General features: G+C 40.9%; 19 protein-coding genes. 10 read left to right on the top strand and 9 right to left on the bottom strand.

Annotated features, from left to right (window positions below; genetic code table 11):
* The first annotated feature begins 200 nt into the window (after window positions 1–200).
* Window positions 201–2414: a phosphoketolase gene (locus U2718_RS06235; protein ID WP_341997849.1), complete on the top strand. Its 2214-nt coding sequence runs from the start codon at window positions 201–203 to the stop codon at window positions 2412–2414.
* 101 nt (window positions 2415–2515) lie between these two features.
* Here the strand turns inward: U2718_RS06235 and tnpA are convergent, their stop codons facing one another.
* Window positions 2516–2920, bottom strand: coding sequence for an IS200/IS605 family transposase (tnpA, locus tag U2718_RS06230; RefSeq protein WP_341997847.1), 405 nt, complete (start codon window positions 2918–2920; stop codon window positions 2516–2518).
* 265 nt (window positions 2921–3185) lie between these two features.
* On the opposite strand from tnpA, the gene U2718_RS06225 reads away from it, so the two are divergent.
* Window positions 3186–3545 (top strand): ribbon-helix-helix protein, CopG family, encoded by a 360-nt coding sequence (locus tag U2718_RS06225; RefSeq protein WP_341997845.1) that lies wholly within the window; start codon window positions 3186–3188, stop codon window positions 3543–3545.
* Between the two features lie 457 nt (window positions 3546–4002).
* Here U2718_RS06225 and U2718_RS06220 read toward each other — a convergent pair whose 3' ends face one another.
* From U2718_RS06220 to U2718_RS06200, 5 genes are all read right to left on the bottom strand, one after another.
* A complete protein-coding gene (locus U2718_RS06220; RefSeq protein WP_341997843.1) occupies window positions 4003–4761 on the bottom strand; it encodes a YebC/PmpR family DNA-binding transcriptional regulator in 759 nt (252 codons plus the stop codon).
* Window positions 4762–5386: 625 nt separating this feature from the next.
* Window positions 5387–5836: a cupin gene (locus U2718_RS06215; protein ID WP_341997841.1), complete on the bottom strand. Its 450-nt coding sequence runs from the start codon at window positions 5834–5836 to the stop codon at window positions 5387–5389.
* A 131-nt stretch (window positions 5837–5967) separates the two neighbouring features.
* Complete coding sequence (locus U2718_RS06210) at window positions 5968–7554, bottom strand: glucose-6-phosphate isomerase (RefSeq protein WP_341997839.1); 1587 nt, start codon at window positions 7552–7554, stop codon at window positions 5968–5970.
* A 103-nt stretch (window positions 7555–7657) separates the two neighbouring features.
* A complete protein-coding gene (locus U2718_RS06205; protein ID WP_341997838.1) occupies window positions 7658–7909 on the bottom strand; it encodes a cytotoxic translational repressor of toxin-antitoxin stability system in 252 nt (83 codons plus the stop codon).
* Window positions 7910–7958: 49 nt separating this feature from the next.
* Window positions 7959–8159 carry a hypothetical protein gene (locus tag U2718_RS06200; protein ID WP_289788251.1) on the bottom strand — a complete coding sequence of 67 codons (201 nt, stop codon included), beginning with the start codon at window positions 8157–8159 and terminating at the stop codon, window positions 7959–7961.
* A gap of 520 nt (window positions 8160–8679) precedes the next feature.
* Between U2718_RS06200 and U2718_RS06195 the strand changes: the two genes are divergently transcribed.
* Window positions 8680–9819, top strand: coding sequence for a branched-chain amino acid ABC transporter permease (locus U2718_RS06195; RefSeq protein WP_341997835.1), 1140 nt, complete (start codon window positions 8680–8682; stop codon window positions 9817–9819).
* A complete protein-coding gene (locus tag U2718_RS06190) occupies window positions 9809–10588 on the top strand; it encodes an ABC transporter ATP-binding protein (RefSeq protein WP_341997833.1) in 780 nt (259 codons plus the stop codon). The genes U2718_RS06195 and U2718_RS06190 overlap by 11 nt, the downstream gene beginning before the upstream one ends.
* 473 nt (window positions 10589–11061) lie before the next feature.
* Here U2718_RS06190 and U2718_RS06185 read toward each other — a convergent pair whose 3' ends face one another.
* Complete coding sequence (locus U2718_RS06185; RefSeq protein ID WP_341997832.1) at window positions 11062–11643, bottom strand: metalloregulator ArsR/SmtB family transcription factor; 582 nt, start codon at window positions 11641–11643, stop codon at window positions 11062–11064.
* Window positions 11644–12186: 543 nt separating this feature from the next.
* On the bottom strand, window positions 12187–13236 hold the full coding sequence (locus U2718_RS06180; RefSeq protein ID WP_341997831.1) for a glutathione S-transferase family protein: 1050 nt from the start codon (window positions 13234–13236) through the stop codon (window positions 12187–12189).
* 633 nt (window positions 13237–13869) lie between these two features.
* Here U2718_RS06180 and U2718_RS06175 point away from each other — a divergent pair.
* The 3 genes from U2718_RS06175 (at window position 13870) to U2718_RS06165 (ending at window position 16079) form a co-directional block, all read left to right on the top strand.
* On the top strand, window positions 13870–14226 hold the full coding sequence (locus U2718_RS06175) for a hypothetical protein (RefSeq protein ID WP_341997830.1): 357 nt from the start codon (window positions 13870–13872) through the stop codon (window positions 14224–14226).
* Window positions 14227–14637: 411 nt separating this feature from the next.
* Entirely contained in the window at window positions 14638–15177 is a 540-nt protein-coding gene (locus U2718_RS06170; RefSeq protein ID WP_341997828.1) for a Dps family protein, read from the top strand.
* A 134-nt stretch (window positions 15178–15311) separates the two neighbouring features.
* On the top strand, window positions 15312–16079 hold the full coding sequence (locus U2718_RS06165; protein WP_341997826.1) for a ChaB family protein: 768 nt from the start codon (window positions 15312–15314) through the stop codon (window positions 16077–16079).
* Window positions 16080–16211: 132 nt separating this feature from the next.
* On the opposite strand, the gene U2718_RS06160 is transcribed toward U2718_RS06165, so the two are convergent.
* Window positions 16212–16415, bottom strand: coding sequence for a hypothetical protein (locus U2718_RS06160; RefSeq protein ID WP_341997824.1), 204 nt, complete (start codon window positions 16413–16415; stop codon window positions 16212–16214).
* A gap of 418 nt (window positions 16416–16833) precedes the next feature.
* Here U2718_RS06160 and U2718_RS06155 point away from each other — a divergent pair, with 418 nt between their 5' ends.
* From U2718_RS06155 to U2718_RS06145, 3 genes are all read left to right on the top strand, one after another.
* The gene (locus tag U2718_RS06155; protein ID WP_341997822.1) at window positions 16834–17688 is read left to right on the top strand and encodes a bifunctional class I SAM-dependent methyltransferase/HIT family protein; all 855 of its coding nucleotides are present in this window, start codon (window positions 16834–16836) and stop codon (window positions 17686–17688) included.
* A 349-nt stretch (window positions 17689–18037) separates the two neighbouring features.
* Window positions 18038–20233 carry a CHASE2 domain-containing serine/threonine-protein kinase gene (locus U2718_RS06150; RefSeq protein WP_341997821.1) on the top strand — a complete coding sequence of 732 codons (2196 nt, stop codon included), beginning with the start codon at window positions 18038–18040 and terminating at the stop codon, window positions 20231–20233.
* 222 nt (window positions 20234–20455) lie between these two features.
* Window positions 20456–20587, top strand: a complete 132-nt coding sequence (locus tag U2718_RS06145; RefSeq protein ID WP_341997819.1) for a hypothetical protein — start codon at window positions 20456–20458, stop codon at window positions 20585–20587.
* Window positions 20588–20627 lie beyond the last annotated feature (40 nt).

Below are 20627 nucleotides of genomic sequence, written 5' to 3'. Positions count from 1 at the left end.
GTCAGCCCTAATTTTGAGAAATATCTTAATGTTTTGCAATTGATAAGCAATTTAAATTATTAATTTTAATTAAGTTGCTATTTAAGCTAATTATCCTTACCTTGTGAAATAGCAATTAATTGTTACAACCTGAAAGTTGTAAAATTTTCCTTAAATTGGATGAGCTTTTCTAGTGTCTCCTCATAGGTAAGGTATTCAGCATGACAGCTATTTCCCCAAAGGCAACTTCAGCGCTTCCCAACTTTTGGGAAGGAATTCAATATTTTGGTGAAGCGTTACCGGAGTTTGAAATTTATGGTGCAACACCTGCCATCGAATTAGGTAAAGTAGCGATCGCCGATCCAAAAGATCCAGGGGCAGTGTATCAAACTTTGCTGGCTGCGGATGCTTTACGTTATTTGACACTGCAAATTACTGGTAGTAAAGCTTCTGGACACCCTGGCGGTTTTGCCAGCCAAGCAGAAGCTTATGCAGCACTAGTTATGCTCGGTTATAAAAATATCATCACCGAAGTGGGACACCACGCTCCCGGATTTTATAGTGCCATGTTCTTGGATCGTTCGTTAGAGGACATGGACATATACACAGTGCAACAATTGCGCGATCGCTTTCGGGAAAAACACGGGCTATTAGGACACCTCTCCGGTTATATTCCCGGTATTCTCGCACCAGCAGGGCCTTTGGGACAAGGACAGCACTTTGCTATGGCAGCTGCACTATTGCACAAAGACAAGCTATTTCCTTTTACCCTTGGTGATGGTGGATTGGGTGAACCCTACATCATGAGTTCAATGGCGCACTTCCACACCGCCTATCCTGGTGTTACCAACTTCTTGCCAGTGTTGGTGTGGAACGGTTACAGCCAAGAACACCACAGCATGGTTTCGATCAAAACCAATGAAGAAATGATGGCATACTGGCACGGTAATGGCTTTGAAGAAGTCGTGCTAGTAGATGCAAAAGACTTTGACGACAAAAACCAGCCAGGCAATTACGTTGATAGCACTGCATTTTCCTTTGAGCAACGGCTAGCTTTTACCAAAGCAGTGTTAATGGGTGTGGATGAAGCAGCGCGATCGGCTTTAAGTGGTAAGTTGACCGTATTCATCATTAAACAACTTAAAGGTGCAGGCGTTCACGCTAGAGGAGCAAAATCTCATAACCTTTATCCCAAAGATACTTTAGATGCACCCCACATTGTAAATGCGCTAAAAGAACGCGCTTTGCCCCATGAAGCTTGGCAATTGGTAAGAACAAACTGTGAACGTGCAGGGGGCGGCTCGGCAGCGAAGACAGTTGTCACAGAATTTGAATTACCCTTGCCAGAATTAGGCGAATTGCCCTTAGAAGAATATCACGTTGGTGGCGAGCCAAAAGTTGCCACTACAGCAATGGGATATTTGGTGGCAAAAGTTGGACAAACAGATAGAAACTTCCTCGTCACTAACGCCGACGGTAACGAGGCATCAGGGATTGCCAACATTAACCAAGCACTCAAAATTATCCACCCTACCAGCGACGACTTATACAACCAAGAACCAGGCGGACAAGTTTATGAACCTCTGAGCGAAGATGCTTGTGCGGGGTTAGCGGTTGGTTTGGCGTTAATGGGTGCAAGAAGTTTGTGGTGTTCTTACGAATCTTTTGCCATTAACGGTTTACCAATTTGGCAAACAGTTACCCAAGCAATGGCAGAATTGCGCCGCCCTACTCCTTCAACAATTACTTTATTCACCGCAGGTGCGCTAGAGCAAGGGCGCAACGGTTGGACACACCAACGTCCGGAAATTGAAGCTTATTTTGCTGCTATGATGCGCAATGGCAATGTATTTCCATTGTTTCCACCTGATGCAAATAGCATTCAAGTCTGTTACGACTGGGCGCTGACAACTAAGAATAAAGGAATTGTCATTACTGCAAGTAAATCGCCGCTACCAATTCGCACTACTTTTAATATGACTCGCCAAGGGTTGCGCGATGGTGCAGTAGTTTTGCAAGAAGTTCCCGGTGATAAAAAAGTTGTGTTTGCCGTAATTGGTGACATGACATTAATGCCTGTATTTGAAGCCGCTGCTTTTTTGGAAACTGAAGGTATTGGGGTGAAGATAGTTTCTGTTATTAACCCCCGGCGTTTATATCGCCCTGATGATACAGCTTGGGATACCTGTGCTGAACCCGATGATGGTTTTATAGATGATGAAAAATTCGCTGAATTGTTTGATGGCAATGCAATAATTGGTGTGACTGGTGGTGCGGCAGGGATGCTGGAACCAGTTATGTTGCGGAGTACTTGTAAGCGTGATACCTTTGCGTGGAGACGTGGGGAGACTACTGCGAGCGCTGGTGAGTTGATGGCGTTTAATGGATTGACTGCGGAGGCTTTAACTAAGCGAGCGAGCGAGTTGGTGCATTAGATGAATTAATGCATTTTTCCATATATCAATCAAATTAGAGCGCCTACACCCTACAAGGGTGAGGCTATACGAACAAAGCCCGTCTGCACGGGCTTTTTGTGTTACGTTTCCCAATCGGATATTAGAGTTTTTTGGCTATGATGTTGGGCTTGATTTCTAATATAATTTGCTACTTGGTTGATATTTTGATGACTAACGGTGAATGCACCATAACCACCTTGCCATTTAAAAAAGCTATCAGGTTTAATTTCATGAGTAATTAGGTGGGAAGAACTGCCTTTAGCTTTTCCTATCAATTCAGATATAGTTAAAGTCGGTAGAAAATTGGTTAAAAGATGTACGTGATTCTCAATACCACCAATTGCTATTAATGTGCATCCTAATTCTTGGCATTGATGAGCAATAGCATTATAAATAATATTTTGAATATCTGGTGTGACTAACGGTAATCTATCCCAAGTTCCCCAAACACAATGCAAATATAATTGCGTAAAATTTCTTTGCATTTTCCTTGATTTTAGAAATATTTAAATTTGCTTAATTATATATTTCCCAAAGTTCATGCCCAAATAACTTAATTTTTCTAGCCAAAGGTAGACAAGCAAAGTTTAACTTCGCATAGCTTGGTTTTGAAGCCCACGCAGGTAGGTTTTGTTCGTGTAGCGGCACCCTTCTAGGGTGTTGGCTAAATTTGTAGCAGAGTAATTGTAAGCGTGAAAGCGTGGGGAGACAAAGGTAAGATATACTTATGATTTATACAAGGAGAGAACCATGACTAATACTCAGAGGATGGTTCACTTAAACTTAGATTTGTCGCCTGAACTCAACCAGATATTAGAAGAATTGGCAAAAAAGCTAGGCGGAAGTAAAAGTGATGTTCTACGTCAAGCTATAGCATTAATGCAAATCATGGTGATAGCTAAAGAACAAACTCAAAGTTTAGGTATTTCTGAAGTAGAACAATTGATAGCTAGCGAAATCATAACACCGCCTAAAGCAGCACCAACCACTCATCCGCTAGATAAGTTTATAGAAACATTTGGTGCTTGGGAAGATGAACGCACTCCAGAAGCAATTATTCAAGATATTTATGATAGCCGTACTATTTCTAACTCCGATTATAGCCTGTGACCTACTTACTTGATACAGATACCTGCATCTATTGGTTGACAGATAGATTTTCTGTCAGAGACAAAGTTAGGAAAGTAAGCTGGAATCACATTGTTATTTGCGTCATCACATTTGCTGAATTATATTATGGTGCATATAATTCCAATCGAGTCGAAGAAAATTTAGCTCGTGTAGAAGAATTTATCAAAAACATATCTATATATTCCTTTAGACAATAACTCTCTCAAATTATTTGGCCAATTAAAGGCAGAACTCCGCAGAACAGGGCAACCTATAGCTGATTTTGATTTACTAATTGCTAGTGTTGCGGTAGCAGAAAATTATATTTTAGTGACAAATGATACTCAGTACTATAGCCGTATTTCTGGACTTCAATTAGAAAACTGGACTTTGCCTTAGCAAGCGTTGAAGAAGTGCGATCGCTCTGTTAAAAGTTATATTTATTCTAAAAACAGTATCAACTCATACTCACACTCATTAGCTGTTCTGACATTTCAAAATTAGCCGTGACATTTTGCACATCATCCAAACTGTCTAGAGTATCAATTAATTTGAGAAGCGATCGCGCCTGATCTGGATCAGAAACTTCTACGTTATTACTAGGAATCCAACGCAATTCAGCATCAGTCACCTGAAAACCTTTTTCTCTCAAGCTTTGATTGAGGTTTTCTAAATTTTTCACCTCAGCGAACACTTCTGCTGTTTTATCTTCTGTCATTTCATAAGACTCAGCACCACCCTCTAAGGCTGCTTCTAAAAGCTGTTCTTCGTCTTCTACTCCCTCAACAGTACAAACGCCTTTTTGATTGAACATCCAGCTTACACATCCGGTTTCACCGAGATTTCCGCCATTTTTACTAAAGGCAGCACGTAAGTCAGCGGCGGTACGATTGCGGTTATCTGTCAGAGCTTCTATTAAAATAGCAACTCCTCCAGGGCCGTAACCTTCGTAGCGAATCGCTTCTAGTTGAGAACCATCGCCTTCAAAAGTACCTGCTCCTTTGGCGATCGCTCTTTCTATATTGTCATTGGGTATGCCAGCTGCTTTTGCCTTATCTATCGCCGTGCGTAGTTGAAAATTCCCTGCTGGATCTGGGATGCCGCTTCTGGCAGCAACAATAATCGCACGCGCCAGTTGAGTGAATGTCTTGCCCTTTTTTGCATCCACTACAGCCTTTTGGCGTTTAATATTTGCCCACTTACTATGTCCCGCCATACTTTAGGAATTGCTGAACTCTATCTCTTCAAAAATATTAAAATATGTGTAACTTTTGCAGAAGATGCCAAACCGTCAAGCTTATCTTTACAACTGAAAGTTTGCTTGAACGGGCTGCCAGTTGGCTCAATGCAAAATTTAAAGAAAATCTCTATGATAATTGTGCAATTTTACTCTACAAACTGGCAATCTTGTTTTCAAGTCGAAGGCAGGAGGCAGTAGACGCAAAGCGGCTACTTACCCTACCCTGCGGGAAGGGCTTGCCCAAGGTGTATAAAAGTCGCTACACGCAAGAGTGCAGGTAGAAAAGAAAGTTTATTTCATGCGTTCTGGTACAGGCAGTTCATGGTGGCTACTTAGTTGAGAGTGGTAAAATTTGAGGAGAGCTAGGAAAATAGACAAACATATGTCTGATGCTCAAGACTCGCTAAAGCAAAAGAAGCCAAACGCTATTGGGGCAGAAGAAGAATAACGGCAATCTGCTGAACACGAAAGGGTGTCACAGGAGATAGATCGGCAAGCTGCTGAACAAGCGCGAATTGCTTAGACTGAACAAGAGGAAATTTTGAAGGAGATGCGGGAGTCTGTGCAGCAGGTTAAACCAGAGTAACAGATATGACAATGCTTAGTAGAAAATCTCTATCCGGTTTGTCACTTCTAGCTTCCTCAAAGCTGACTCTGCTGCTGCCAAATCATAAGCAAATGGTCGGCGACGAGGAATATAATCTTGTTGTTGAGTTGCTCTGTGACGCAGCACAGCATTGATGACAAAACACGGTTGAGAACTGAAATTAATCGCTCCGTGCATAACTCCTGGCGGGATTTTTACTACAGCCGGATTATCTTCGCTTAAGGCAATATACTGGTATTTTTTATTAACTAGAGTAACAAGTACGAACTGACCTCTGACTACCAATAATTGGTCGGTTTGCGATTTATGTACAAATAATTCGTCGATCGCACCTGGGGGAATTTGCACCAGCATGGTTTCATGACTGGCTTGAGGAGTGAAAAACTCAACCATTCCCCCTTTAATTGATTTCAACTGACGGATTTCAATTCCCCTCAGACTCATAACAACATCCTAAAAAGAGCATCTTAAATATTGAAGCTTGACCTTCAATTTAAGATGCTCATGTATAAAATATTGTTACGACTGTGACAATATTGCTACAAAATGTGATAGACGGTGAGGTGCTGAATATGTCAACTGATCGCAACTTTGAGAGTGTCGGGTTGACCAAGATTGCCTTGCAAAACTATACCGCGCCCATTGGCGTGGAGATGACGCAGAATGATGTAAATTGATTCAATTTGGTCGGCAGAACCAGCTTTTTGAGCAATTTCTGCCAACGAAAGAGGCGTTTTTGATGATTGCAGGACTTCCAGTACTCGTTTTTGCAATTCGAGAATGGCAGCGGCAGCTTTTTTGCCAGCTTCTACTCCTGGTTGATGATAGGCATTGATGTTGACTAAGCTGGCATACAAACCAACAGCGCGATCATATAAAGCAATTAATGCTCCGACAGTACGGGAATTAACTTGAGGAATTGTAACTGTAATCGAATCACGGTGATTTTCATACAATGCTTGTCGGGTTCCTTGCAGAAAACCTGAAAGATAATCACCTGAGGTGATTCCTGGTTCGATTTCTGGAGATGGACTCTTACGGTCTTCTAAAACTTCAATGAAGGTAACGAAGAAATTTGCTACACCCTCACGTAACTGCTGGACGTAAGCGTGTTGGTCAGTTGAGCCTTTATTGCCATACACGGCGATGCCTTGATGGACAACGTTACCGTCTAAGTCTTTTTCTTTACCCAAAGATTCCATCACCAGCTGTTGCAAGTAGCGGCTAAATAGGAGTAGGCTGTCTTTATAAGGTAGGACAACCATGTCTTTTTCGCCCCGTCCATTGCCAGCGTAATACCAAGACAAAGCTAATAATGCTGCTGGGTTATTTTTCAGATCAGGGACACGGGTAGCGTCATCCATTTCTTTAGCACCCTCAAGCATCTCGCGGATATTAATGCCTTGTAATGCCGCTGGTACAAACCCCACGGCTGACATTTCTGAGGTGCGCCCACCTACCCAATCGTACATTGGAAACCTTGCCAACCAGTTTTCTGATTTGGCGACATCGTCTAGATGACTGCCGGGCATGGTAACGGCGATCGCATAATTAGCAAAATCTAAGTTTTGTCCAGCATAGGCTTTTTTGACTTCAATCATACCGTTGCGTGGTTCTGGCGTGCCTCCTGATTTGGAGATTACCAATACCAAAGTGCTAGCTAGTCGATTACGTACATGAGTCAAAATGCGATCAATACCTGCGGGATCGGTATTATCGATAAAGTGGATAACCAGTGGTGGAAAGTCTGGGCTGAGGGCTTCTGCAACAAATTCGGGGCCGAGGGCAGAACCACCAATCCCAATCGAAATAATATCGGTGAAACGGGGTGCTTTCGGCGGATGAATTGCACCTGTGTGGATTTTTTCCGCAAATACTTCAATTTGCTCGATTGTGCTGACAATTTCTTGCGTCAGTTCGGGAGTAGGAGCCAGATCGGGATTTCTCAGCCAGTAGTGTCCAACCATGCGGTTTTCGTCGGGGTTGGCGATCGCCCCCTTCTCAAGTTCCGCCATATCCGCAAAAGCCTTCTCAAACTTTGGCTGCAAGTCTTTCACGAAGGCATCGTCAAACCGCATCCGGCTTACGTCCAGATAAAATCCTAATCCTTCATGGAAATATAGCCATTTCTGGTATCGTTGCCAAAGTGCCGTCGCGTCCATAGGGAAATTTCAAGTAAAGTGCTTCTCACAAACAAGTTTAAGCCAACGTTTGAGCCATACCTTTCCCTCTTATACAGTTTTTAGTGTTAATTCACTGCTCGCCCTAAACATCTGGCATTGGTATGACTCGTAGAAATTTCACAATTTCCCCTCTCTGTTCTATACCGATTAAGTAATTATCCATAGTCAAGCGGTAAAAAATACCATTGCTATCTATCTGCCGCATTTCTGGTAGGTAATGCAGTAGCCCCTTGTCTATAAATTCAAAAAAAACAAAGTTATAAATCCGCTGATAGGCAGCCGACTCTAAATTCTTGAGGTCTATTAAAAAAGACCGTGCGTAACGCACTTCCATGTGTATAGTCAATAGTTAATGGTTAATCGCTCATTGTAACTATTAGCCATTAGCTATTAGCAATTAACAATTGGGTAGCCTCTTCATGGGTGAGAGTATCCCAAGGTTGTTGCGATCGCTTGACTTCTTGTATAGCTTCTAGTATGTAAAAATCACAATGTAAATTGTAGATAGTATTCCAAACCAAGTTTAGTTCTTCATCAGCTAACTGCTCAATTAAGTGATGGATTCTAAGTCGCAGCAAATTCATAAATATTATCCGCTAAACACAATCAATACTTAGTTTTCCCATAAAATAAGCTGTGATTAACGGGGGATAGGTGACAGGGGACAGGGAGACAAGGAGACGCGGGGACGCGGGGACGCGGGGACAGGGGGACAAGGAGACAAGAAGAGAGGGAAACAACCACTGTACGGGCTGGTTTAGAAGATAAATTGTCGGTTTTAACCGTTCATATCATCAACAAAACCACTACCCACTAACCCTCCGGTACTCTGCGAGAAGCCCTTCGGATACCCTGCGGGTTCTCTGTTGGGCGTAGCCCTTCTCGTAGAGTAGGAGTACGGGGGTTCGCATACCCTTACGGGAAGCACAGCCACTGCGCTCGTGTTATCCTCCCAAGAGTGCTGGACTCACCGCAACGCACTGGCTCCCCTACTAACCACTAACTACTGTACGGGCGGGTTTAAAAGATAAATTCTCGATGTCAGTGAAAAATTATAAATAAAACCCGCCCCTACCAATACCAATGACTATTAACTAACTTCCTATGATTCAATATCTTGTTTTTTTAGCAATTTCTACATCTATTTTTGCTTTGTTTGCTTTAGGACTGAATTTACAATGGGGTTTTACAGGCTTAATTAACTTTGGTCATGTGGTATTCCTAACTTTAGGAGCATACACAACAGTATTGTTAAGTTTAAAAGGCGTTCCCTTACTGGTAGCAGCAGCGATCGGTGCAGTTGTCGCAGCTTTATTGGGCTTGTTAATTGGTTTTGCAACTTTACGCTTGCGGGAAGATTACCTGGCGATTGTCACTATCGGTGTTGGAGAGTTAATTCGTTTGATAGTTAATAATCAGGATTTACCCGTGGGTGACACTTGGATATCTGGGGCGTTCGGTATACAAAGTTATCCAATCCCACTAGCTACTTTACAACCAAATTTGTTTGTCAAATTAATAATGATCGGGCTGTTGACACTTTGCGCAGGCATAACTTTTTATTGGCTGTGGCGTTGGATTCGCCCCACAGGTGCATCATTGGTAGTTGATTCACCCAAACGAGTAGGTAAAAAGCCAGAATTTATTTTGCGTTTGGTAATAGGAATTTTACTGGGGCTGCTGTCAGCAGTAATTTATATTTCAGGAGTGATTGCCCTGTATAATTACGATCCGAAAGCAGGTTTGATGCTGTTGTCGCTGTTGGTATTGGCATTTGTGTTCTGGCGACTGGAAGTTTTGGTGCGATCGCCTTGGGGACGAGTCCTCAAAGCTATCCGCGAAGATGAAGAGGTTCCTAAAGCGCTGGGTAAAAATGTCTTTTGGTACAAATTGCAGTCCTTTATGTTGGGTGGTGCGATCGCTGGGATCGCTGGTGCTTTGTTTGCCTGGCAACTCAGCGCTATTTACCCTGATAATTTTCAACCCCAGCTAACATTTGATGCTTGGATTATGGTGATCTTGGGAGGTTCTGGTAATAATATCGGCACTATTCTGGGCGCAGTTATTTACTTTGCTTACGACACGCTGACTCGTGAATTCTTACCTAGAATTTTTACCAACCTTTCCTCCGATCAGTTAGGTGCATTTCGCATTATGGTAATAGGACTGATCTTGATGGTACTAATGATTTGGCGTCCTCAAGGTATTTTAGGCAAAAAGGAGGAGCTTACCCTTGGTAAATAACGACTCATCCCAACTTCCTTTATTAGCTGCAAGTGGACTTTGCAAAAGCTTTGGCGGCATTAAGGCGGTGCAAAATGCCGAAATTCAAGTACCAGCTAGCAGTATAACTGGTTTGATCGGCCCCAATGGTGCTGGGAAAACGACTTTATTTAATTTATTGTCTAGTTTTATCCGTCCCGATAAAGGACGGGTAATTTTTGACGGCGAGCCAATTCAGCACTTGCAGCCTCATCAAATCGCCCAGCAAGGTTTAGTACGTACATTTCAAGTTGCCCGTGCTCTCTCGCGGTTGTCGGTACTAGAAAATCTGATGTTGGCAGCGCAAAAACAGACTGGCGAAAACTTTTGGCAAGTGCAATTCCAACCCCATGTGGTTGCTAAAGAAGAAAAACAACACCGAGAACGGGCGATGTTAATTTTAGAATCGGTAGGTTTGGCACACAAAGCCTATGATTACGCTGGTGGTTTGTCTGGAGGACAACGCAAGCTCTTGGAAATCGGCAGGGCGCTGATGACTAACCCTAAGTTGATTTTGTTGGATGAACCTGCTGCTGGTGTCAATCCTAGATTAATTGATGAGATCTGCGATCGCATTGTCAATTGGAATAAGACAGGCATGACTTTTTTGATTATTGAACACAATATGGATGTGATTATGTCGCTGTGCGATCGCGTTTGGGTACTTGCCGAAGGTCAAAATTTAGCTAATGGTATACCACAGGAAATTCAGTGTAATCCCCAAGTTTTAGAGGCTTATTTGGGGAAATGAGTACAGAAGGCAGGAGGGGGGCAGAGAGCAGCACATTTGCAGAGAAGTCTGTAGACGCGGTAGACGCGGAGCGGCTTCTGTAGGTACGGCTTCCCTTAAGGGTGCGGAAGTTTCCTCTGTTAGCGCAAGCTCCTCCACAAGGAGGCTCAGAACTTCGGAGGTTTCCCCCCGTTGTAGCCACTGCCCAGAGGCAGTAGACGAAAAGTGGCTACTACACCAAGTCGCTTTGCGCAAGAGCGCAGGTAGGAAATTAGGACGCAAAGACAAGGGGAGTCATAAACCACTTACTGTACGGGCGGGTTTAGAAGATAAATTATTCGTTTGAACGGCAAGATTATCAGCAAAACCTGCCCCTACTAACTACTAACCACTAACCACTGTACGGGCGGGTTTAAAAGATCAATTCTCGATGTCAGTGAAAAATTATAAATCAAACCCGCCCCTACCAATGACCAATGATGAGTGACTGTTGACTATCGACTAACCTTGTTTTCTGATGGAGAACGCCAGTAAACCTCGTTTTCTCGTTGCAGAAAATGGTTATCAATTAACTCCCGCTTAATGTTGGCAAAATCAGGATGATGACGTTTGATAATATTATCAACCATACGTTCTGGATACCTAACCCCCACTTCAAATTTATTCGCTAACCAATTTAGAATCACCAGACGTTTTTTGCGGCTAGTAGGAATTTCTTTAAGATGCTCTGCTTCTATATAAGTTTGGAGTATTTTGCTTTTCCATGCTTCTGTATCTACATCTTCAACCCAAGAAGCTATATTTTCTGGCGTTAAAATGTCCTTACTGACGCTTTGCAAAGTCTCACTATCTAGTAGGTACAAACGAGTATTACCTTCAGGACGCATAGTTACTAAATGTACTTCTTTTAGTCTTGCTAAATGATGGGATACTGTCGGCTCTTTTAATTGTAGTAATACTGCCAATTCTTCGACACTGCACTCTTGATTAGCGAGAATACTCAAAATTTTTAATCGGCTTTCATCCGCTAAAGCTTTCAAAAAACGTAGCAAGATCTGAAATTGTTCCGTCTTCATAAACTGTGATAATCTAATTAGATTTAGATCTAATTAGGTTGCTGCCAAACTAGTTGTTTAATCCTCCTTTAACACCGCAATCAAGCGGTGTAGGTGAATTTTGTTTGTATGTTGATTTTGTTACGTTTTTATAAGCAACTTCAGATTTCTTAACTAGTTTTTTACATTTCGCTATGCAATATCGTTTAACAAGCAAAAAGTGGGCATGATGAAGCGAAGCTTGTGCGTTATGCAAGCGACAAAATTTTCCAGTGTAGAGTAAAGTATTCTCTACATGGCTTTACAAAATAGATAAATTCCCATCTCCACAGGAGATCAAAGAACTGTAGTTAGTTCGGGAGCTTTATTTGATTATCAAGCAAGAAAAAGAATACACTGATTAGTATTTCCTAATTAGCAAATAAAAATTTAAAATAGTTTGAGATTTCTCTTCTCTATTTCCTGTCATCTAAGTGTCTACACATAAATATCTAGCCATCTTTCAACACGAGCGAAATTACTGTATTCCTTCTCTGTTGCCTGTCACCTGTCCCCTTTCCTCTGTCACCTATTTCCCATTTCCTTGCCGATGCTTTCACGGTGATGTGGTTCCATCAGGCTAGTAATATCAGGGCCATAAGGAATAATTCCACCCGGATTAAGTGGGAAAAGGTTGCCGTAATAGTCTCGCTTCACACTTTCTGGATCGCAGGTGCTAGCAACTCCTGGTAACTGGTATAAATCACGCAAGTAAGCCCCTAAATTCTGATAGTCTTGAATTCTGTGACGATTGCACTTAAATAGTCCGTAATAGACGATATCGAAACGAAATAGAGTGGTAAACAGACGTACATCCGCTAACGTTACCCTATCTCCACACAGATATCGACTTGTTTTTAATACTGCGTCAATTTCGTCTAAAGTGCTGAATAACTCCTTGCATGCTTGATCGTATGCTGCTTGAGTTTGGGCAAAGCCACAGCGATACACGCCGTTATTTACCGTGTGATAAATTTTTTCGTTCCAACTGTCAATTTGTTCCCGCAGTTCCTCTGGATAGAGATCGAGTGTGGGATTAGTTGCAAATTCGTTGAACTGGGAGTTTAACATCACAATGATTTCTGAGCTTTCGTTATTCACGATCACCTTGTTTTGCATATCCCAGAGTACGGGAACGGTAGCGCGTCCTTTGTAACCAGGTACTGCCAAATTGTAAAATTCGGGAAGAGTGCGGCAACCTTCTTCCTCTTTATTAAGAATCCAGATGCCCTCGTTGGGAGAAGGAGACACAATGCTGACTGGAATCGCCTCTTCTAGCCCTTTGAGCGATCGCACAACTAAAGTTCTGTGCGCCCAAGGACACCCTAAACCAACATAAAGGCGATAGCGTCCTGCTTGTGGTTGGTATAAATTGCCGACTTCTGTACTGATAAAATTCCGAAACTGACTTGCGGGGCGGATGTATTCTCCTGACTTGCTACGGGGGGCAAGCCTTGACATCATGACTTGCCAGAGAGTTGTCCACACGAGTTTTCCCGAACGAACGATCAACCCAGAAGGCAGTGACTTACTCTTGTTTTTGGTTTGTTGGTTGTTCAAATCTTTGTGCTGCACAAACCTACCTCCACTCCTTCTATCAATTGTGCCTTTTATTATGTGGCATTGCCTGATGGCAAATCAGACACTCATGTGATTAAATTACACAACAACGGATAAAAATCTTGATCCCTTCTGAGTTGAAAGTTACCTCACTCACCCCAGCTACGCCACTCCTCTTCTTGTGAAGGAGAGAGTCAGGGGAAGGATTTTTCATGCATAGCTGTGAATTTTTTTCATCGGAACTGCCTTCTGCCTTCAAATTCAGATAGAGATGCTTCGTTCTCATTCAGGTTTTGCGATCGCTAAGATTCCACAAATAGGTAGTTCATCTAACAAAACCCTAAAGGCAATATCTATCTATAGAGAGATTATTTTTCTAGAATTAATAGACAAAATTTCAGCCCGCAGGTCGATTCACGCATTCACCTTTTCAAATTAAAAAAATAATAAGCCTAGATTGACTTTCTAAAGTCAAAATCACTAGACGAAAACAAGAAAGTAAATCGGAGAGCAACTAGTTATGTGTTAATGCCAATATTACCATAAACATAATTGGTTTAGCATTAATTTTAGTATTGCTTTCAGCATCTTTTATTTCTAAACTTTCTGATTGAGTTAATCAAAAATTTCATTCTTGGAGTAAGTTAAATGCAAAAAATTGTTGCTTCATTTTTACGTCCCATGCGTTTTGTAGTTTTAGCATTCACATGTGCTTTACTCTTATTGTCTAATGCTTTGCCTGCTGCTGCAATCGACAGCTACAAAAGTAATCCTCAAGAAGCTACTGATCAATTGCTAGAAACTCAGCGTAGAACTGATGAATCAGCAAGCAAGCCACCTCTGGGACTGGAAGAAACTCAGAAACGGACAAGTGGCGGTGGACTGAACGAGGTTCAAGGTGCTGCTGACGTTGAAAAAATGAATCGTCCAGAAAACTCTCAACAAGCAACCTCCGTTGAAGAAGAAGTTAGCAACTTCTTGAAAAAAGTAACAGGTAATCAATAAATCTCTTCAGAAACATCGACCCCAGTAAATTGAATTAAAAGCTGGGGTTAATTTTTGAATTATTGTTTCATATACCTTGAGTATTAGTACTAAACATTTGGGAAGTTTATTGCTTTCCAAATGTTTATATTTAATGCTTAAATGTTGATTTTTTGATAGAAATTTAGTTTTGATCTGCACACAAAAACTGCAAATAAAAAACTAAAAATTAAATCAATTTTAGTGCTGACTGATTGATTATAGTAAGTTAAGAGAGAATTAAAAAGAGTTCTTGAAGAAATTAAACTAAATAATACATCTGACGATACATAGATTAATTTTAGTAACACAATCATTCTAGAGGTTGATGTAATTTCTATGTTGAATTTGTGAAGTTAGAGAAGAAAGAAAACAGCTTAGGGATGAAAAGCAATGCGTCCACTCAATATTGGTTTAAGTGAAGAACAACGTAATGGTGTAATTAATCTGTTGAACAAAGACTTGTCAGATGCCTATCTGCTAGTAGTCAAAACGAAAAAGTACCACTGGGATGTAGTTGGCCCTCAGTTCCGCAGTCTGCATGAGATTTGGGAAGAACAGTACCAACAATTGACAGAAAACATCGATGCCATAGCTGAACGGGTTCGTGCTTTAGGTGGTTATCCCATTGGCACAATGGAAGGATTTTTGAAGAATGGCACCATTAAAGAGCATGGTGGTGATGTCCCCACAGCAACCGGTATGGTGGCTAGATTGGTAGATGATCATGAGCAAGTAATTCGCAATCTTCGTGAGCATATAGATCAGTGTTCTGAAGATTTCCATGATGAAGGAACTGCTGATTTCTTAACTGGACTAATGGAAGGACATGAAGAGATGGCTTGGATGCTGCGCTCTTTTATTGAAGGACAAGCCTTAGAAGCAGATGGTTCTCAACCAGCGACTGAAAAGAAAACTCCTGTAGGTGTTTAGGCAAGAGCAGATAGGGTTTTACATCATTAGTAAGAGTTTAGGTTTGATAGATTGAGGTTTGAGTGCATATTTGCATCTACCTACTCATTCCTCAATCTGGTATGTCCAAAAAACAAAATAATAAGGAGTATTAAATGGCTGAAGAATATAAAGCGGAGCGTACCATATCGGCTGTTTTTAAAGAACAGAACCAAGTAGATAATGTTCTTCGGCAGTTGTTAGACCAGGGTGTGCCTAGAGACCATATTTCAGTCATGGGCAGAAATTTCCAATCACAAACTCGAATTGCTGGTTTCATTACCAAGAGAGATGTGATTTTGGGAGGTTTGAGACAAGGAGCACTTTTTGGTTCTTTCTTCGGCTCTTTGCTGGGTTTGCTTACAGGTGTAGGCGTATTATTCATTCCCTTTGTTGGGCCAATTGTAGCAGCAGGCCCAATCGGTGCAGTACTGCTAGGAGCTGCTAGTGGAGCGATCGCCGGTAGTGCAGGTGCAGGGTTAGTATCTGCATTAGTAGCTATAGGAATGCCAGAAGAGAAAGCTGCTGTTTATCAAACTCGTCTACAAGCTGGAGAGTTTTTGGTAATGGCGGAAGTTCCAAGTAACCGGGCTGAAGAGTTTCAAAAGTTGATGCAAGGCGCTGGTGGTGAAGAAATCCACATAATGGAGCAGGCGCTTCCTCATCCTTGTTCCGGTCGTTGTGGTAGCCCAGAAGATTTATCTCCAGAGGTACGCTCTCATCTTTCACCAGATGCTCAAACTACATTTATTGAACGCTATAACAGTATACTAGACCAAACGAACGACCAAGCTCAGGCAGAACAGGCAGCTTGGGAAGCCGTTCATCAAAAATTTGATGAAGATGAAAACGGTATTTGGTCTAAAACTAAGGTAACTGCTTAGTCATTAGCATATAAATTAGTATGCTTAATTATTAGCTCACAGGCTCAAGCCTGGAGCTATACATAATAAGCCTACCTTCGCTCAAGTATAGTTTGCTGATGCGATCGCCTTTGAGAGAAATATGCCTAATTTCTAGACGAAAACCACGAGATTTAAAGCAAAGCAACCAAACAAAGTTTCAATTGAAAAGCGACGAGCATATTCCAGCAAAACTAGTTGTAGTTGAGAACAATTAATCAGAACTAAAAGTTTACCATCAGTTAAAAAGTGAGAGTGCAAAGTCATATCTTGATCGGGACTTAAATCTACATTTTTTGTCAGAGAACATCGCTTCATATCTCAATCTACTCTGTTATAAATGTAGTCAATACACTCGTGCCGAAAGAAAACTCTTGCGCTCCATACCAAAACTTAACTAGACATCTTTAGATTCACAAATGCAATTTACCAAAAAAGAGTCAATCGTACTTTTGTGGAAATAGACAAAGCCATAAACGCAAATAGCTACATTTCGGTGTATAGTTTTAGATATTTTTCAGTAAAATTACTAGATTTATCTAATTGCGGCTGTTTTTGCTGCATGTAAAGGTTACTCCCATCAGAATAGTTTTTAGTTGAAATACTGGTGATTTTTCTGAAGTTAGATAGAATGTAGTAAATAATACTAGTGTTTCTAAAATCGCCGAGAAAAAAGCGTGGATTGTAGCGATCGCGCTTTTTTAAGCTTAACTATTTTCTCCATCTCCCCTAGCAGATGAAAAATCAAAAAAATAAATATAGCCACCTCACAGCCATAGAAAGAATTCACTTATCAGTACCTGCACAGTTTTTATTAGCAAAAAATCTACTTCAAGGTAAAATATTAGACTTTGGTTGTGGCTTTGGCAATGATGTTAAATTATTACAACAAAAAGGATTTAATATTATAGGTTACGATCCGTATTATTTTCCCCAGTACCCTAACGAAAAATTTGATACTATTATTTGCTTATACGTTTTAAATGTTTTATTCTCTCAAGAGCAAGCAAATGTTCTCATGGGAGTATCGCATTTATTGAAACCGGGTGGGAAAGCTTATTATGCAGTAAGAAGAGATATAAAAAAAGAAGGATTTAGAGAACATTATATTCATCAAAAACCTACATATCAATGTATTGTAAAACTGCCTTTTCAATCAATATACCTAGATGATTATTACGAAATTTACGAATACAGACACTATAACCGACAAAGAAATTCTTCCAATAACTGCCTATTTTGCAACCCTCATCAAAACCTAACAATACTAACTGAATCAGCAACAGCCTATGCTATTTTTGATGGTTATCCTGTTAGTAAAGGTCACGTTTTGGTTATTCCAAAGCGCCACGTCAGTAATTATTTTGAGCTACCGTTGAAAGAGCAATCCGCTTGTTGGCTTATGGTTAATAAAGTGCAAGCCATTCTCAGTCAAGAATTTGAACCAAACGGTTTCAATGTGGGCATGAACATCAATAGAGATGCAGGGCAAAATATGATGCACGCCAGTATTCATATTATTCCGCGTTACAAAGGTGATACTGTTGGTTCTAGAGGCGGAATAAGATATGTGATTCCAAAAAGTAAATAGTCATTGGTCATTGGTAGGGGCGGGTTTTATTTATAATTTTTCACTGACATCGACAATTTATCTTTTAAACCCGCCCCTACAGTGGTTGTTTCTCTCTTCTTATCTCCGTTCCATATCCCCTTGTCTTCTTGTCCCCGCGTCCTTGCGTCTCCTATGGACACTCCCCCTACTTCAGAATTTGTCAGCTTTACGGAATAACTTACAATGAGCGTGGAGTCATACAAAGCCAAGTCACAATAAACCCAAAGCTAAACCTTAGCAACTAAATTGGTACATTGAGAATACTTGGGATAAATTTAACTTCCCTACTCAGCAACGTCTACCAAATCCTGGCTACAGCCACAACGCCGTGATTAAGCGACTTCTACAACAACTCCGTCTCTCATTGGTGAAAGATAAACTTCCTCAGGATGCTGCTCTCAAAAATTGGCTGCAAGCCATATTTCTTACTAGTGTAGGAGCCACAATCTTAGTACTCGGAGTCCGTCATTTAAAATGGTTGCAGCCTTGGGAATTAAGTGCTTACGATCAAATGTTGCGGTTACGTCCCCAGGAAGCACCAGATCCCCGTATTTTGCTGGTTACTGTCACAGAAGAGGATCTGGGGTCAGAAGATTTTTCTGTGCCAGACAATACCATCAATAAACTCTTAGCAAAACTACAATCTTATCAACCACGGATAATTGGTTTAAGTATCGACCGTTCCAAGCAGAAAAATTTAGGATCTGGTCTTAAAAATCTGGATAATATTATCACTTACTGCACATTCAGCAGTATGGGTAGTCCAGAGATTCCACCACCACTAAATTTCCCTGTAGATAGGGTAGGTTTTAGTGATGTGATTGCAGATAACGATGGTATTATTCGTCGCAGTTTATTATTTGCTGGTTCTAGCGATCGCAAATGTACAACTCAATACTCCTTTGCAGCTCTACTCGCAATTAAATATTTAGAAAAACAAGGTGTTGAATATAATTTCAACAACGCAGACCATTTTTATATAGGTAAAACCACATTCCCACCTTTGTTAGAGAATTCAGGTGGTTATGAAAATATAGATGCAAAGGGCTATCAAATCCTACTCAATTATCGTAATCCCTCTAACTTTGCCCAGCAAGTAACTCTGACTCAAGTTTTACGAGATCAGGTAAATTCTAATTTGGTAAAAAACCGTCTCGTAATTATCGGTACTACTGCCCGTAGCGTTCATCCAGGCTTTTATACACCCTACAGCGCTTCACCGCAGCATCCACCAAGAATGCCTGCTGTCTTGATTCATGCACAGGTAGCAAGTGAGATGATTAGTACAGTGCTAGATGGGCGTCCTCTCATTTGGTATTTATCTAACTGGATGGAAGCCGTGTGGATATGGGGCTGGGCAATAATAGGTGGCTTTTTGGCTTGGCGATTGCGATACCCCTTGCGTTTGGGTTTGGCTGGCGGAATTTCTTTGGGTGGTTTGGTGGGAGTGTGCTATTTGTTATTTCTGCAAGGAGGGTGGTTACCAATCGTACCACCTGCCTTAACTTTGCTTTTAAGTGGTGTTAGTGTTATGGCTTACACTACTTACCAAACTCAGCAACAAACTAAGGTAATTATCCTGCAAGTTGAAAAGCAAAAAGAAGCAATTGAACAATTAAATACACTGTTAAGAGAAACTAGCACAGGCATTCAAGATAAGCACATTCATTCTTCAGACACACTAGATCAAGCAGAAAAAGCAACTGGTGACTTTATTTTGGGCGGACGCTACCAAATTGCAAAAGTACTTGGTTCTGGTGGATTTGGTTGCACTTATATAGCAAAAGATAGCCAACGTCCGGGCAGCCCTAGTTGTGTCGTGAAACAACTAATGCCAGCTCGTCGAGATACAAAATTTATGCAAGTCGCCAGAAGATTATTTGATGCAGAAGCGGAAATTCTAGAAATTTTAGGTAGACATCCGCAAATTCCCGAATTATTAGCATATTTTGAAGAAAATAAAGAATTTTATTTAGTACAAGAATATATTTCTGGACATCCTCTTAGTGAAGAATTATCACCAACTCAAGATGTGAAAAATGAATCATATGTAATTGAAATGCTAAGAGGAATTTTAGAAGTTCTAACATTTGTTCACGAACATCGTGTTATTCATCGAGATATCAAACCGAGTAATATTATCAGATCTGATACAGATAATCGGCTAGTATTAATTGATTTTGGTGCAGTCAAAATGATGCAACCTCTAACTATTGATCAAACCGAATTAGCGACAGTCGCTATCGGTACACGAGGTTATGCTCCACCAGAACAATTTGCTGGACATCCTCGCTTGTGTAGTGATATTTACGCTTTGGGGATGATTGCCATTCAAGCGATTACAGGTGTGCCACCACATGAACTTCAACCCCATCCCGAAACTGGTACTGTAGAATGGCGTCACCAAGCACAAACTAACGAAACATTAGCAGCGATTTTAGATAAGATGGTGCGCTATCACTTTAGCGATCGCTATCAAACAGCTGGTGAAGTGCTGCAAGATTTAAAAAAAATTACTGGATGAGTGATTTCTCAATGTTAACCTGAAGGCAATGGCATAGTTCATATTTAGAGAAATGCTTGTTTTTTATCGCAATTACAATCTGCCATACTGTCCTATTTGTAACTATGTATTTCTGCAATCATCCCAAATTGGGATAAGCAGTCATGTTTCAAAATTCTGGAATAACCTATGAATCAATGGTTTGAATCCAAAATAGGTATAAATCCTTCCAGAGAATAAATTATGAAACTTCCAATCAAGGTGTTAACAAATGTAATTGTTGCCGCCCTCGTTTTTACAGCTGATTTTGTTACCACCAAAAAAGTATTTGCTTCTTCTATTACCTTAAAGCGCAAACAGTATTCAAAAAAGTGATTACCAGATAAGTTAAAAGAATCAATGATGATTAATACCT

This window comes from Chlorogloeopsis sp. ULAP02, assembly GCF_038404745.2.
Taxonomy (GTDB): Bacteria; Cyanobacteriota; Cyanobacteriia; order Cyanobacteriales; family Nostocaceae; genus Chlorogloeopsis.
Note: the sequence above shows the minus strand (reverse complement) of the source record. Positions and strands in the feature narration are given on the sequence as shown.